This is a genomic window from Sneathiella sp., assembly GCF_002694385.1.
Taxonomy (GTDB): domain Bacteria; phylum Pseudomonadota; class Alphaproteobacteria; order Sneathiellales; family Sneathiellaceae; genus Sneathiella.
In genome coordinates this window covers 147,219-161,433 of sequence record NZ_NZMB01000012.1, presented here as the reverse complement: position 1 = coordinate 161,433, position 14,215 = coordinate 147,219, and the positions used below count along the sequence as shown (strand labels likewise).

Genomic DNA, 14,215 nt, shown 5'->3' with positions numbered 1-14,215 from the left:
ATTCGCNTCCTCGAAGCTTTCGCGGATGGAGGCAACCTTGAANGANCGCAAGGGATCCTCTCCGCGCTCGCTTTCAGGCAGAAAATCNGCNATCGCCGGATTCGTATCGCCTTCGTCAACCTTGCCGCCCGGAAACACCAGCGCGCCCGACGCNAAGTCGATCTGATGNTGGCGGACCACCATGAANACTTCGAGGCTATCGCATTGCTTGGTGCAATTTCGGACCAGCAGAACGGTTGCCGCCGGTTTTAAAGGAACTGTATTTTCTGTCATGGNNCNCCATTGTTCTTTTTCTTTTGAGGCATTNTGCCCGAGACGGGNGCNGGGATCAACTAAATAGGCGAGATNATCAGAAAGAGACCTCAAGCGCGGCNATAATCGGCCCATAGCCNTCCTGNTGCACGACAAGGGCGCAGCCTTCGCGGCCTTGCGCGCGGATATCGGCGAGATCAAGACGGATGGTTTTCGCNGCTCCNTCCCATTGACCGATGGANCTGATCTTGCGGACGATATTATGGTAGGTGATTATTTTNCCTTTATTTTCNCCCNTNCGGATATCGACATCTTCTTCNCGGTCCAGNTCAAAAAGCCAGAGCGTAGCNTCNCCCGATCCTGTCGGCAGNATGATATTGAGCNGATCGCCATTGAAGGACCANTCAAGCGGTAATCTTTTCGAATGGAGGGNGAGTTTGCGGATCANNNTCTCNGCNGCNCTGCGGTCTGATCCGACNACATGCTTTGCTCCGCCGATCACCATCTGNGGGGTATAGACATAGCGGGAGCGCAGGCGTTCCCGNTANGCGNNNTGCCGGGCNTCATTGGCTTCACTCGCAAANATATCTTTCCAGCCGATGTAATCCCAATATGTAACNGCGAANGACAGGCCNAGAACATCTGAATTGCGGACAAGCTCACCNAGGAATTCATCNGCAGGCGGACAGGAGCTGCAGCCTTGCGATGTATAAAGNTCAACAACTGTTTTTGGCTGATGTGCGCTCTCCGAAACAGCNTTNCCTGCGCCCGCTATCGTAAANGCGGCAANCAGCGCAGAGAAGAGGAAANGTTTGACGCAAAGCTTGTTCATACTGCCTAACTAGACCAATATTNCATCACAGACAAATCACCTGTGAGTGAGAGGGAAGTCAATAAAAAACGGCGGCCGCNAGGGGCCGCCGTTCGTTGTNTCTCCGNCAATCTATCAGCTCGCTGACAGGTTTCTCAGAACATACTGAAGAATGCCGTCGTGCCGGTAATATTCGGCTTCATCGAGGGTATCAATNCGGCACAGCANNTCGATTTCCTGTGAGGANCCGTCNGNNCGCGTGATCTTNCAGNNCACACTCCATCCGNGGNGTGATNCCNTTNTCNATNCCNGTCAGNTCNATCACTTCGCTGCCATCNAGNTTGAGCGTCTNGCGTGTNACCCCNTCNGGNAACTGCANNGGCAGNANGCCCATNCCGACGAGGTTGGAACGGTGGATACGCTCGAAGCTTTCCGCNACAACCGCCTTGATGCCGAGCAGCAGTGTGCCCTTCGCGGCCCAGTCGCGGCTGGAACCCGTGCCATATTCCTTGCCGGCGAAGACAACCAGCGGCACGCCTTCCTCGCGGTATTTGACGGCGGCATCATAAATCCACATCTGGGTGCCATCCGGCATGTGGCGAGTGATGCCACCTTCCGTGCCGGGGGCGACTTCATTGCGCAGTCGGATATTGGCAAAGGTGCCGCGGGTCATGACTTGATCGTTCCCGCGTCGTGACCCATAGGAGTTGAAATCCTTCGGCGCCACCTGGTGGGACTTCAGATATTCACCGGCCGGGCCATCCGCCTTGATGGAGCCGGCGGGGGAGATATGGTCAGTCGTCACCGAATCGCCCAGCAACGCCAGAACCCGGGCGTTACGGATGTCGGAGAAGCTGCCGGGTTCCTTCTGCATGCCCTCGAAATATGGCGGATGCTGAACATAGGTGGATGTCGGATCCCAGCTATAGGTCTGCCCCTCGGCGGTTTTGATGGACTGCCAGGTCGCATCGCCGGAGAAGACATCGGCATACTGTTGTTCGAACATGTCGCGGGTGACGGCGTCGCGAACGGTCTGCTGCACTTCCGCATTGGTTGGCCAGATATCCTTCAGATAGACCGGGTTGCCATCTTTGTCTGTGCCGAGCGCATCTTTGGTAATATCGACATTGATGGAACCGGCAATGGCATAGGCAACGACCAGCGGCGGGGAGGCAAGATAGTTCGCCTTCGCCTGCGGGCTGACACGCCCTTCAAAGTTACGGTTGCCCGACAGGACAGAGCAGGCGACAAGCTCGCCTTCCGCAATGGCATCCGCAATATCCGGATCAACCGGACCGGAGTTACCGATACAGGTGGTGCAGCCGTAGCCGACGAGGTTGAAGCCGAGGGCGTCAAGATCGTCCTGCAGGCCGGCCTGGTTGAGATAGTCTGTCACAACCTTGGAACCCGGTGCGAGGGAGGTTTTCACCCATGGCTTGACCGTGAGCCCCTTGGCGAGCGCGTTGCGGGCCACAAGACCGGCGGCCAACATCACACTCGGGTTTGACGTATTGGTGCAGGAGGTGATAGCCGCGATGATCACATCGCCATGACCGATCTTGTAGTCCTTGCCCTTTATGGCGATCTTCTTGTCGAGGTTGCTGGTGGTTCCGGCGAGCTCCGGCAGGGCACCCGTAAAGGCATTGGTGGCATCGGTCAGCAGTACCCGGTCCTGCGGCCGTTTCGGTCCGGCAAGGCTGGGCTCGACCGTGGAGATGTCCAGTTCCAGCGTAGCCGTGAATTCCGGATCCGGCGTATTGTTGTCGCGCCACATTCCCTGCGCCTTGGCATAGGCTTCCACCAGCTTGACCCGTTTCGGATCGCGCGCGGTGAAGTTGAGATAGTTGATGGTTTCCGCATCAATCGGGAAGAAGCCGCAGGTCGCGCCATATTCCGGCGCCATGTTGGAGATGGTCGCGCGGTCGGCGAGGCCGAGCTCGGCGATGCCGGGGCCGTAAAATTCGACGAACTTGCCGACAACGCCCTGGGCGCGCAGCATTTGCGTAACCGTGAGGACAAGGTCGGTTGCGGTTGTCCCTTCCTTCAGCTTGCCGGTCAGCTTGAAGCCGACAACTTCCGGGATCAGCATGGAGATGGGCTGACCGAGCATGACGGCTTCCGCTTCAATCCCGCCGACGCCCCAGCCGAGAACGGCAAGGCCGTTGACCATCGTCGTGTGGCTGTCCGTGCCGACCAGCGTATCCGGATAGGCGACTTCGTTGCCGTTCTGGTCATTGGTCGTCCAGACGGTCTGGGCCAGATACTCAAGGTTGACCTGATGGCAGATGCCGGTTCCGGGCGGAACGACGCGGAAATTGTTGAAGGCTTTCTGACCCCAGCGGAGGAAGGCATAACGCTCGCCGTTTCGCTCCATTTCAATATCCACATTCTGCTTGAAGGCGGCGGCGGTGCCGAACCTGTCCACCATCACGGAATGGTCGATGACCAGATCACACTGGGCGAGCGGGTTGATCTTTTCAGGGTTGCCGCCGAGGGCAACCATCGCGTCGCGCATGGCGGCAAGATCGACGACGGCGGGAACGCCGGTAAAGTCCTGCATCAGGACACGGGCCGGTCGATACGCAATTTCACGATCCGCCTTGCGATCTTTCAGCCAGCTGCCAAGGGCCGCCACGTCTTCCGATGAAACAGTGCGGCCATCTTCATGGCGCAGCAGGTTTTCCAGGAGAACTTTCAGTGAGAAGGGGAGACGGGAGACATCTCCGAGACCGGCTTTTTCGGCTTCCGGAATGCTGTAGTAGTCATATTTGTCGCCGTCGACATCGAGTGTGCGGCGAACTTTCAGGCTGTCGTGACCAGTTGTTGTCAACGTTTCGCTCCTTGAAGGTAGGGGGGAACGGAAGATACCGATTTGTCCGGCATCAATATTATTACGGTCGGTATGTGCCCTAAATTTGAAAAATTCTCAAGTACTAAGGTTGATTCCGCCCCCCTGAATCTTTCCGGATAGCGAAATGCTGCGGGAAAATGGCGGTCGATCGGCCCTGGGACGGAAATTCAAATATTTGCCTGTCTGGTGAACTTGCTGTAGTCAGAGGGGCGGGCCTCGGCCCGAACCCTGGTCTCTTCGGAGTGATACGCCGCCGCCATGCCATTTTCCGTTCAGAACCTCGCTTGCCAGCGCGCCGATCAGCTGATTTTCGAAAAGCTGTCCTTCACATTGGCTCCCGGCGAAGCAATCTGGGTCCAGGGGCGCAATGGCGCGGGCAAGTCCTCCTTGCTGCGCATCTGTGCGCGGCTGCTGCGTCCGGCGGCGGGCCAGATATGTTGGCAGGGGGAGGATATTTTCAAAGATGCCGAGGTTTACGGTGCGGCAAGTCATTATGTGGGCCATCAGGACGCCCTTAAATCCGTCATGACCGTGCGGGAAAATATTTCCTTTTGGGCGGAGTATCATGGCGCGGCCGATGTTGATACGGCCCTTCAGGATTTTGAGCTGGAAAAATTGGCCGATACGCCCGCCGGGCTCCTCTCGCAGGGGCAGAAAAAACGCAGTAATCTCGCCCGGCTTGCGGCGTCTCAGGCCACGCTCTGGATTCTCGATGAACCCTTGAGCGCCCTCGACAGGCATTTCATAGAGCTGTTCCGGGACCGGCTGCAACGGCATCTGGAAGCGGGCGGCATGGCGATATTCGCAACCCATCAGGATCTCGGGCTTGAGGGTATTCACCATATCGATCTGGACGGGGGCGGCGGATGAACCGGTTTGTGAAACTTGTCAGGCGCGATCTGACATTGGCCTTGCGTCAGGGCAGCGCGGTGACGCTCAGCCTCTCCTTCTTTGTGATGACGGTGGTGCTGTTTCCGCTTGGCGTGGGGCCGGAGCTTGGTGTGCTGGCGCGGATCGGTCCCGGGGTTTTGTGGGTGGCCGCGCTGCTGGCCTGCCTGCTGACGCTGGACCGGATGTTTCAGGCGGATTTCGAGGATGGTTCGCTTGACCTGCTTCTGATCGGGCCGTTACCGGTCGAAATGTTGGTTCTTGCCAAAGTGCTGGCCCACTGGCTGACCTCCATTCTGCCGTTGATCATCATTGCCCCGGTCCTCGGGCTTTCTCTCAACCTGCCGCTTGACGGGATCATCGCGCTGACGCTGGCCCTGCTGCTCGGCACCCCGACGCTCAGCCTGATCGGTGCGGTGGGCGCGGCGTTGACTGTGGCAATGCGACGCGGCGGTGTGTTGTTGTCACTGCTGGTACTTCCGCTATATATACCGGTGTTGATTTTTGGAGTTGCGGCCGTTGAGGCGGCGATCTCTATGTTACCGGCAACGCCGCATCTGCTGCTGCTGGGCGGAATATCGCTCGGTGCGTTGGTGGTGGGGCCGCTGGCGGCGGCGGCGGCCTTAAGGCTGTCCCTCTCATAGGAAAAGATCGGGGAACTGAAAGACAGGCTATGGCCATTGATTTGCACAAATACGCCAACCCGCGGCGGTATCTGTCCATACTCGGCGCAATCTATCCCTGGAGCGCCTGGCTGACGGTTGCCTTGCTGATGGCCGGGGTATACATGGCGTTGTTTGTCGCCCCGCCGGATTATCAGCAGGGAGAAACGGTGCGGATCATGTTCGTGCATGTCCCGGCCGCCTGGATGGCGCTGATGATCTACACAATGATGGCGGTCTTTTCTGCGGTTGGCCTCATATGGAAACATCCGGTGGCGGATCTGACGGCCAAGGCGGCGGCGCCCATCGGTGCCTGCTTTACATTCCTGGCGCTGGTGACCGGCGCGCTCTGGGGGCAGCCCATGTGGGGCACCTTCTGGGTCTGGGACGCGCGGCTGACCAGCATGCTGATCCTGCTGTTTCTCTATCTCGGTTATATGGCGCTTTGGGAAAGTTTCGACGACCAGACGAAGGCGGCGAAGGCGGCCGCTATCCTGGCGCTGGTCGGGATCATCAACATCCCGATTATCAAATTTTCCGTCGACTGGTGGAACACGCTGCATCAGCCGGCCAGTGTTGCGACCATGGCGGGGCCGAAGATTCACAGCTCCATCCTGCTCCCCCTGCTGGTCATGGCGCTGGCCTATACGGCTTTCTTTGTCATGCTACTGATCATCCGGGTGCGGGCGGAAATTCTCGCCCGCCGCCTGCGCATTCTGCAGATTTCGGAGGTGAGGGAGCAATAATCCGGCGGGATGGGCTGATCGCGGCATTGTGACGCATCGGGGCGGTTGGCTTCTGTATTTTGACGGCGAAGAGGTTATATTCTGCCGGAACACAAGGGTTGAGGGTCATTTTGGATCAGGTTGCGACATTTTTCCATATGGGCGGGTATGCGCTGTATGTCTGGCCCTGTTTCATCGTTTCGGCCGGGACGTTGCTGCTGCTTTATCTGAGAAGCCGTCAGCGCCTGAAAACGGTTGAGCGTGAATTGGCGGCAGCGGAAGCGCGCCGCGGGGAGAGACACTCTTCCCGCAAATTGTCCGAAGCGACAGAGGGAAGCCTGTCATGAGCCGGAAGAAGCGCCGTTTATATTTTGTCCTTGCGGGAATGACTGTTCTGGCGTTGGCCGCCGCGCTTGTCCTGACTTCGTTTCAGGACAGCCTTGTCTTTTTCCGCAGCCCGACTGATCTGGTGGATCAGCCCATGCCCGCGGGTCGTAATTTCCGCCTCGGCGGTCTTGTTGAGGAAGGCAGCCTGGTCAAGCAAGGCGTGCAGGTGAGCTTTCGCGTGACCGATCTGAATGAGACGGTTCCGGTCACTTTTGAAGGATTGCTGCCCGATCTCTTCCGGGAGGGGCAGGGCGTCGTGACCGAAGGCGCGTTTAACGAGGACGGGATGTTTATTGCCAGCAATGTGCTGGCCAAGCATGATGAAAATTACATGCCGCCGGAAGTAGCGGAGGCGATCAAGAAATCCGGGCAGTGGAAGCCCGAAACGGATAACTGATCCATGATTGCGGAAATCGGACAATTCGTCGTCATCCTGGCCCTGATCACCGCGATTTTTCAGGGGACGGTCCCGATGTTGGGCGCCGGGCAGGGCAGCCAGCCTATGATGGGGTTTGCTTCCAATGCCGCCCTTGTCCAGTTTGTCGCCCTCACGATCGCGTTCATCTGTCTGACCGTCGGCTATGTGACCAGCGATTTTTCTATCCTGAATGTCGCCAGCAATTCCCATTCGCTGAAACCGATGCTCTACAAGGTTAGCGGTGTCTGGGGCAATCATGAAGGCTCGCTGTTGCTGTGGGCTTGGATATTGGCGCTCTTCGGGCTTGCCGTCGCTCTTTTCGGCCGCAATCTTCCCGATACGCTGAAGGCGCGCGTACTGGCCGTTCAGGGGCTGATCGGCGTCGGCTTCCTGATGTTCATTCTGTTTACCTCCAACCCGTTTGAACGGCTTGATCCTGTCCCGCTTGATGGCAATGGCCTCAACCCGTTGCTGCAGGATCCGGGTCTCGCCTTCCATCCGCCGTTTCTCTATCTCGGGTATGTCGGGCTATCGGTGACTTTCTCTTTCGCCATCGCCGCCCTCATTGAAGGGCGGGTTGATCCGGCCTGGGCCCGCTGGGTCCGACCCTGGACGCTGGCGGCATGGGGATTTCTCACCATTGGAATCGCCCTTGGCTCCTGGTGGGCCTATTATGAACTGGGTTGGGGCGGCTGGTGGTTCTGGGATCCGGTGGAAAATGCGTCTTTCATGCCGTGGCTTGCGGCTACCGCGCTGCTGCACTCCGCCATTGTGGTGGAGAAGCGGGATGCTCTCAAGAACTGGACAATCCTGCTCGCCATCATTGCCTTCAGCCTCAGCCTGCTGGGAACGTTTCTGGTGCGCTCGGGCGTGCTCAATTCCGTTCATGCCTTTGCGACTGATCCGGCGCGGGGTGTCTTTATCCTGATTTTCCTGATTGTCGTGATTGGCGGTTCGCTGCTGCTGTATGGTATTCGCGCGCCGATGATGAAGGGCGGGGGGCTGTTCGCCCCGATCAGCCGTGAAGGGGCGCTGGTGCTGAACAATCTGCTCCTGTCCACGGCGACGGCGACCATTCTGCTTGGCACCCTCTACCCGATTTTTCTGGATGCCTTTACGGGCGCGAAAGTCTCCGTCGGACCGCCGTTTTTCGAGGCAACCTTCCTGCCGCTTGCCATTCCCCTGATCATTGTGATGGCCTTTGGACCCTTCATGCCATGGAAACGGGCGGACCTTGCGGGCATTCTCGCGCGCCTCAAGTTCGCATTGTTCCTTGCGCTATTGTTTGTGGGGATCATCATGTGGTGGCACTTTGAGACGCCGGTCATGGCGCTGGTCGGGATGGGGCTGTTCGGCTGGCTGTTGTTCGGATCCTTCTTTGAATGGGCGGACAGGATCAAACTGTTCCGGGGGCCGCTCTCCAAAAGCTGGAAAAGAATGATCCAGCTTCCACGTAGCGCCCATGGCATGACGGTCGCCCATATCGGGGTCGCCCTTGTCATTCTCGGCATCACGGCGTCGGAGGCCTGGCAATCGGAACATCTCGGCGTGATGACGCCGGGGGAGACGGTGACGGTCGGCGGATATGAGTTCCGCTTTGATGGGGTGGAGACACTCGCGGGGCCGAATTATGAGGCGGATCGCGGGACGTTTCTGGCAAGCAGAAATGGCAGCTCCGGCGTTTTCCTCTACCCGGAGCAACGCCGTTATACCGATCCGCCCATGGAAACGACGGAGGCGGCCATTCGCCCCATGCTGAGTGCCGATCTCTATGTTGTCGTGGGGGAGGGTGACGGGCAGGGCGGCTACGCCGTGCGGATCTATCACAAACCGTTTGTCTCCTGGATATGGATCGGGTCGCTGGTCATGTTCATGGGCGGACTGTTGAGCCTCAGTGATCGCCGGTTGCGTCTTGGCGCGCCGCGTGGGGCCCGCAACCAGACCCCGCGTACCCCGGAAATGTCAGAAGCGAAGGGATAACAATGCAATTACGCTTTCTTGTTCCCGTCCTGACATTCGTCGCCATTGCTGTCGTCATGTGGTATGCGCTTTTCAATCTCAACCCGACGGAAATCCCCTCCGAACTGGTGAGCAAGGCAGCGCCGGAATTTTCTCTTGAGGCGGTTCCGGGATATGGTCCGGGCCTTGCGAAATCCGACCTGGCGACCGGAAAGGTTGTTCTGCTGAACGTCTTCGCCTCCTGGTGTGTTGCCTGCATGGTGGAGCATCCCTTTTTCATGGAGTTGAGGGAACAGGATACCGTTGATATCTACGGGCTGAATTACAAGGACACGCCGACGGCCGCGGCCGAGTGGCTGCAGCGTCACGGCAATCCCTACAAGCGCACCGGCATGGATCTGAAGGGCCGTGTCGGCATTGATTTCGGGGTCTATGGCGTCCCGGAAACCTTTGTAATCGGACCTGACGGCACCATTCTGGACAAGGTGATCGGCCCGCTCACCCGGCCGATGTTTGACATGCGGATACGGCCGCTTCTGAAGGGAGCGGAGAGTTGAAAGCGCTCTGCCATTTGACGTTGCTCCTTTGTGTGACGCTGCCGTTCTTTGCCCTGCCTGCCGGGGCAGTCTTTCTGGATGAGCGGCTGGAGGATCCGGCACAGGAGGCGAGAGCGCGGGATATCTCCGGTGACATCCGCTGCCTTGTCTGCCAGAACCAGTCCATTCTCGACAGCAATGCCGATCTCGCCCAGGATCTGCGCCAGATCGTGCGGGAGCGCATTACCCTCGGCGACAGCGATGCCGAGGTGCGCGATTATCTGGTCCGCCGTTATGGGGACTGGGTTCTGCTGGACCCGCCTTTCAAAATGACAACCTATCTCTTGTGGATCGGCCCGGCCGTTATTTTTCTGATCGGGGCTCTCCTCATGATCCTGTTTCTGCGCGGCAGGAGCGGGCAAAATGAAACCGCAACGACAACGGTCCTCACCCGTGAGGAGCAGGCGGAGCTTGACCGGCTTTTTGATTCGGACGGACCCGGAGACCGTTCATGATCTGGGTCATTCTGTCGCTTATCCTGCTGCCTGCCGTTCTTACTCTTGTCTGGCCGTTTTTGCGCCCGGCGGGACCTGAACGGCGTCATGTCGATCAGGGGATGGGCGTTTACCGTCAGCAGCTTGACGAACTGGCGGCGGATGTGGCCGGGGGGCGCATCAGCAAGGCCGATGCGGAAACGATGGAAACCGAGATCAAGCGGCGCATGCTGCGGCTTGGCCGGACGGAAGGAAAACCGTCTGTAAAATCCGGAAACGGCAAGGCGTACCGCCCGGTTGCCCTTTTTCTTGCGATTGCCGTGCCGGTTGCCTGTATCGGGCTTTATCTTGATCTGGGATCACCCGATAAACCGTCATCACCACTGGCGTCCCGCGATATCGCGGCGGAGCGCATGGCGCTTCAGAATCATGATGCAGGTATGCTTGTCCAGCGTCTGGTGACCGCTCTCAAGGAGCAGCCGGAGAATCTGGATGGCTGGATCCTGCTGGCGACGACTCTCAGCCGCATGGAACGTTATGAGCAGGCGGCGGAAACTTTTCTGAAGGCAACCATTCTTGCGCCGAACGCGGCGGAGCTTTTTGTCAGCGCCGGGGAGAATTTCTATTTCGCCGCGGATGGCCATGTATCGGACGCGGCGGCGGAGGCCTTTGATAAAGCCTATGAGATTGATCCGGCCAATCCTGGCGCCCGTTATTATCGCGCCCTTCGCATGGCGCAGGGAGGGGATACGACGGCTGCCCTTGACGCATGGGTTGCGCTGTATCGCGACAGTCCGGCAGAGGCGCCCTTCATGCCGGTACTCAAAAACCGGATTGAGCAGACGGCCGCAGAAACCGGCACGGATCTCGGGGATCTTTTAGTTGACAAGGAAACTATCGAATCCGGCCCCGGTCCGACGAGTGAAGACATTGCCAATGCGGCCAATATGACGCCGGAGGATCGACAGGCGATGATCACCTCCATGGTGGAGGGGCTGGCGGACCGCATGGCGGAGACGCCGGATTATGCCGGTTTGATGCGCCTCGGGCAGGTCTATGGTACGCTGGGAGAGCACGGAAAAGCGGCAGATGCCTATGCGCGGGCGCGTGAATTGCGCCCCGATGATCTTGCCGCTCTCCAGAATGAAGCCTTCGCCCATGTGCAGGCCGAGGGGAAAAATGGTATTCCACCCGCCTCCGCGGTTGATCTGTACCGGGACGTTCTGGAAAAGGACCCGGCGCATCCAGAGGCGCTCTGGTATCTTGGTGTGGCGGAAGCCGCGGCCGAAAATGAGGCGGCGGCGCGCGACTACTGGACGCGACTGCTTTCTGCGACAAATACGGAAAGCCCGCTGCATCAGGCCGCGACGGAGGCGATAAAGAGCCTTTCCGGCGCGCTTAAAAATTGATAGCGTAAGTCGCTCCCGATAACAGAAAACGGCAGACCAGAACGGTGGCATCGACAAATCCGGATGATTACAGCTTTGAGCGCAAGGTTCCCGCAGGGGACAATGTGGAACGGCATGTCTGTGCCGATTGCGGCTGGATTCACTATGACAATCCGAAAATCGTTGTCGGTTCGGTCGTGACTCACGGCGACAGATTCCTGCTGTGCAAGCGGGCAATCAACCCCAGAAAGGGTTTCTGGACGCTGCCGGCCGGTTTTCTGGAACAGAATGAAACGGCGGAAAATGGCGCGATCCGCGAAGCCTATGAGGAGGCGCTGGCAAAAATTCGCATTCGTGACCTTCTCGCACTCTACAGCGTGACCCATATCAGTCAGGTGCAGATCATGTACCGGGCGGAGCTGGATACGCCGGAATTCGCGGCGGGACCGGAATCGCTTGAGGTGCGGTTGTTTGACTGGGATGAAATTCCGTGGGATGACCTTGCTTTTCCCACCGTTTATTGGGCGCTGCATCAGTTTCGGCAGGTCCGGGATCAGGATGGTTTCACTCCCTTCACCAATGCGAGTGGGGAAATGCTGGAAAAATCCCTTAAAATTATACGTCGATAACGATTTCAGATAAGGAATTTATGATGAGGAAGTTATTGGTAGCCGCCGTTGTCGGGGCCGTTTCCCTGACGGGGTTGAGCCTTGGCGCCGAGGCGAGTTTTCTCGATAAGCTGCAAAAAACGATTGAGGGCGGCAGTTCCGCAGTAACGGGTGGTTCCGGCAGCGGGGGCAGCACGGTGAGCGGTCTGTCCACCTCTCAGATTGTGGACGGGCTTAAGGAGGCGCTGCGCGTCGGGACGGAAACGGTTGTCGGGCAGGTCGGTGCGACGGATGGCTATAACGGCGATCCGGCGATCCACATCCCGCTGCCCGAGAAAATGCAGCAGGCGCAGGCTTTACTGAAGAAATTCGGACTGTCCGGCCTTGCCGATGATCTGGAGACGAAGCTCAATCGCGGGGCGGAGGCGGCGGCCCCCAAGACCAAGGAAATCATCTATAACGCCATTTCCGCCATGACGCTTGAAGATGCGCAGGCGATCTATAACGGGCCCGATGATGCGGCGACGCAGTATTTCCGGAAAGTATCAACCGGCGAGCTGACGGAGACAATCCGTCCCGTCATGCAGGAAACCCTTCAGGATGTCGGGGCGCTTTCGACCTATGACAGCCTGATTTCCCAGTATAAGGATATCCCGCTGGTGCCGGATATCCGCACGGATCTGAATGAGTATGCAACTGAGATGGCGCTGGAGGGGCTTTTCCATTATTTGGCGGTGGAGGAAGCCGCCATCCGCAAGGATCCAGTGAAGCGCACCACGGAGATTCTCAAGACCGTCTTCGGCAATTAGGCGGAAGGCGCACCAAGATATGTGCGGAGTTCTTTTTCATACCGCGCAATGGATTTATAACGCCGCATGTCGCGCTCCATGGTTTCAAGGGCACGGAGCAGGCAGGCGGCGCGATGCTTATCTTCGGCGATGTGCGCGAGGGGATTGCTGAAAACTCGGATCGTGAAAAGAATGTCGGATGATCCCGGCAGGCGTTGCAATGTCTGCCGCTCCACCCGGAAGAATAATTTGCGGCCGATGTTCTCAACAGAAATATCAGGATCGGCCGTGCGTTCCTTGCGCCACCAGGCAGGCTGGAACGGGGCATCGCTGTCATAAAGTCCCCAGTTGAACCGCTCAACCTTCTTGCCGGGTTTGAGATTGCGGAAAAACCGGTCGATCGGGCTGCCGATCCGTGCATTTAATTCCGGCACGGGCGCATGAATGAACCGCATCGGCCGCCCGATTTTTTCGGCAAGATCCCATCCGGTGGGGGCGAAGACCGCCGCGGCGGCCAGCAGATAGTCACCCTTTCCTCCGTCCCGCATCAGGACAAGATCCTCCTGCACCATGAGTGCGGCGCGGACAAGCGCATTTTTTTCTTCTTGCCCGACGGCGGGCGGGATCAGCGTGGGGTGAAACTGCGCCAACTCCTTTTGGACAAGGGACAGGATATCCGCTTCTGCCGCATCGGTTTGCGGTAAATTTGCATACACCTTTTCCCGATGTATTCGCAGCAGCCGCTGTTTTCCGGAAATGTCTTTGTGATAATTGTGGTCCGGTTCGATCCAGGATCGCTCCCGCAGCGCCTGCAATCCCATCGTCAGGCGAAAATCGGCGCCATCAAGCGGGAAGTACCGCAGGCTCATGCGTTCTTGTCGGACGGATCTGATTTGGCATGGCGGGTGATCAGCGGAACCTGCGCAATGAAGAACAGGAAGGTGGCGGCGGTGAAGCCGAACACCTTGATATTGACCCAGAGTTCGGTTGAAAAATTCCGCCAGATAAATTCATTTGCGACCGCCATGAGGAGAAAAAAGACGGCGAGGCGGATGGTCAGTTTTTTCCAACCCTCATCGGACAGATCCCAGAAATTATCGAACAATATCTTGATAAAGGATTTGCCGAGCATCAGCCCGGCAAACAGGATGACCGCAAACAGGCCATAAATGATTGTCGGCTTCATCTTGATGAAAGTTTCATCATTGAGGTAAAGCGTCAGCCCGCCGAACACCATGACGACAACGGCTGTGACAAGGGGCATCATCGGCAGGGTGCGTGTGTAATAATAGGAAAGGGCAAGCGCGATCACTGTCGTGACCATGATCGCCGCCGTGGCGATGAACAGATCGCCGAAATAGTAGGCCGCGAAGAAAATCAGGATCGGCCCCAGCTCGGTTGCGGGCTTCAATCCTTTCGGCATCGGTCTTCCGTCGGCCATTATTCTC

The 14,215-nt window shown here is 58.0% G+C and carries 14 protein-coding genes and 1 pseudogene; 11 read left to right on the top strand and 4 right to left on the bottom strand.

What is annotated here, in order from left to right; translation table 11 throughout:
• Positions 1-349: 349 nt before the first annotated feature.
• A complete protein-coding gene (locus tag CMN55_RS17120; RefSeq protein ID WP_366931988.1) occupies positions 350-1,084 on the bottom strand; it encodes a DUF1223 domain-containing protein in 735 nt (244 codons plus the stop codon).
• Between the two features lie 114 nt (positions 1,085-1,198).
• Positions 1,199-3,893, bottom strand: a pseudogene (acnA, locus tag CMN55_RS07515) (aconitate hydratase AcnA).
• A 279-nt stretch (positions 3,894-4,172) separates the two neighbouring features.
• Between acnA and ccmA the strand changes: the two are divergent.
• From ccmA to CMN55_RS07460, 11 genes are all read left to right on the top strand, one after another.
• The gene (gene ccmA / locus CMN55_RS07510) at positions 4,173-4,784 is read left to right on the top strand and encodes a heme ABC exporter ATP-binding protein CcmA (RefSeq protein ID WP_293949029.1); all 612 of its coding nucleotides are present in this window, start codon (positions 4,173-4,175) and stop codon (positions 4,782-4,784) included.
• Positions 4,781-5,446 (top strand): heme exporter protein CcmB, encoded by a 666-nt coding sequence (ccmB, locus tag CMN55_RS07505; RefSeq protein ID WP_293949027.1) that lies wholly within the window; start codon positions 4,781-4,783, stop codon positions 5,444-5,446. The genes ccmA and ccmB overlap by 4 nt, the downstream gene beginning before the upstream one ends.
• A 29-nt stretch (positions 5,447-5,475) precedes the next feature.
• Positions 5,476-6,210 carry a heme ABC transporter permease gene (locus CMN55_RS07500; RefSeq protein ID WP_293949025.1) on the top strand — a complete coding sequence of 245 codons (735 nt, stop codon included), beginning with the start codon at positions 5,476-5,478 and terminating at the stop codon, positions 6,208-6,210.
• Positions 6,211-6,308: 98 nt separating this feature from the next.
• Positions 6,309-6,536, top strand: coding sequence for a heme exporter protein CcmD (gene ccmD, locus CMN55_RS07495; RefSeq protein ID WP_293949023.1), 228 nt, complete (start codon positions 6,309-6,311; stop codon positions 6,534-6,536).
• Positions 6,533-6,973 (top strand): cytochrome c maturation protein CcmE, encoded by a 441-nt coding sequence (gene ccmE, locus CMN55_RS07490; protein WP_293949021.1) that lies wholly within the window; start codon positions 6,533-6,535, stop codon positions 6,971-6,973. Before ccmD ends, ccmE begins: the two co-directional genes overlap by 4 nt.
• 3 nt (positions 6,974-6,976) lie before the next feature.
• Complete coding sequence (locus CMN55_RS07485; protein ID WP_293949019.1) at positions 6,977-8,974, top strand: heme lyase CcmF/NrfE family subunit; 1,998 nt, start codon at positions 6,977-6,979, stop codon at positions 8,972-8,974.
• A 2-nt stretch (positions 8,975-8,976) separates the two neighbouring features.
• Positions 8,977-9,510 (top strand): DsbE family thiol:disulfide interchange protein, encoded by a 534-nt coding sequence (locus tag CMN55_RS07480; RefSeq protein WP_293949018.1) that lies wholly within the window; start codon positions 8,977-8,979, stop codon positions 9,508-9,510.
• The gene (locus CMN55_RS07475; protein ID WP_293949016.1) at positions 9,507-10,004 is read left to right on the top strand and encodes a cytochrome c-type biogenesis protein; all 498 of its coding nucleotides are present in this window, start codon (positions 9,507-9,509) and stop codon (positions 10,002-10,004) included. Before CMN55_RS07480 ends, CMN55_RS07475 begins: the two co-directional genes overlap by 4 nt.
• Positions 10,001-11,392 carry a c-type cytochrome biogenesis protein CcmI gene (gene ccmI, locus CMN55_RS07470; protein ID WP_293949014.1) on the top strand — a complete coding sequence of 464 codons (1,392 nt, stop codon included), beginning with the start codon at positions 10,001-10,003 and terminating at the stop codon, positions 11,390-11,392. The genes CMN55_RS07475 and ccmI overlap by 4 nt, the downstream gene beginning before the upstream one ends.
• Positions 11,393-11,436: 44 nt before the next feature.
• The gene (locus CMN55_RS07465; RefSeq protein ID WP_293949012.1) at positions 11,437-12,000 is read left to right on the top strand and encodes an NUDIX hydrolase; all 564 of its coding nucleotides are present in this window, start codon (positions 11,437-11,439) and stop codon (positions 11,998-12,000) included.
• A 20-nt stretch (positions 12,001-12,020) separates the two neighbouring features.
• Positions 12,021-12,788 (top strand): DUF4197 domain-containing protein, encoded by a 768-nt coding sequence (locus tag CMN55_RS07460; protein ID WP_293949011.1) that lies wholly within the window; start codon positions 12,021-12,023, stop codon positions 12,786-12,788.
• On the opposite strand, the gene CMN55_RS07455 is transcribed toward CMN55_RS07460, so the two are convergent.
• Together CMN55_RS07455 and CMN55_RS07450 are read right to left on the bottom strand one after the other, a co-directional pair.
• On the bottom strand, positions 12,785-13,636 hold the full coding sequence (locus tag CMN55_RS07455) for a heme-dependent oxidative N-demethylase family protein (RefSeq protein WP_293949010.1): 852 nt from the start codon (positions 13,634-13,636) through the stop codon (positions 12,785-12,787). The genes CMN55_RS07460 and CMN55_RS07455 overlap by 4 nt on opposite strands.
• On the bottom strand, positions 13,633-14,208 hold the full coding sequence (locus CMN55_RS07450) for a septation protein A (protein ID WP_293949009.1): 576 nt from the start codon (positions 14,206-14,208) through the stop codon (positions 13,633-13,635). Before CMN55_RS07450 ends, CMN55_RS07455 begins: the two co-directional genes overlap by 4 nt.
• Positions 14,209-14,215 lie beyond the last annotated feature (7 nt).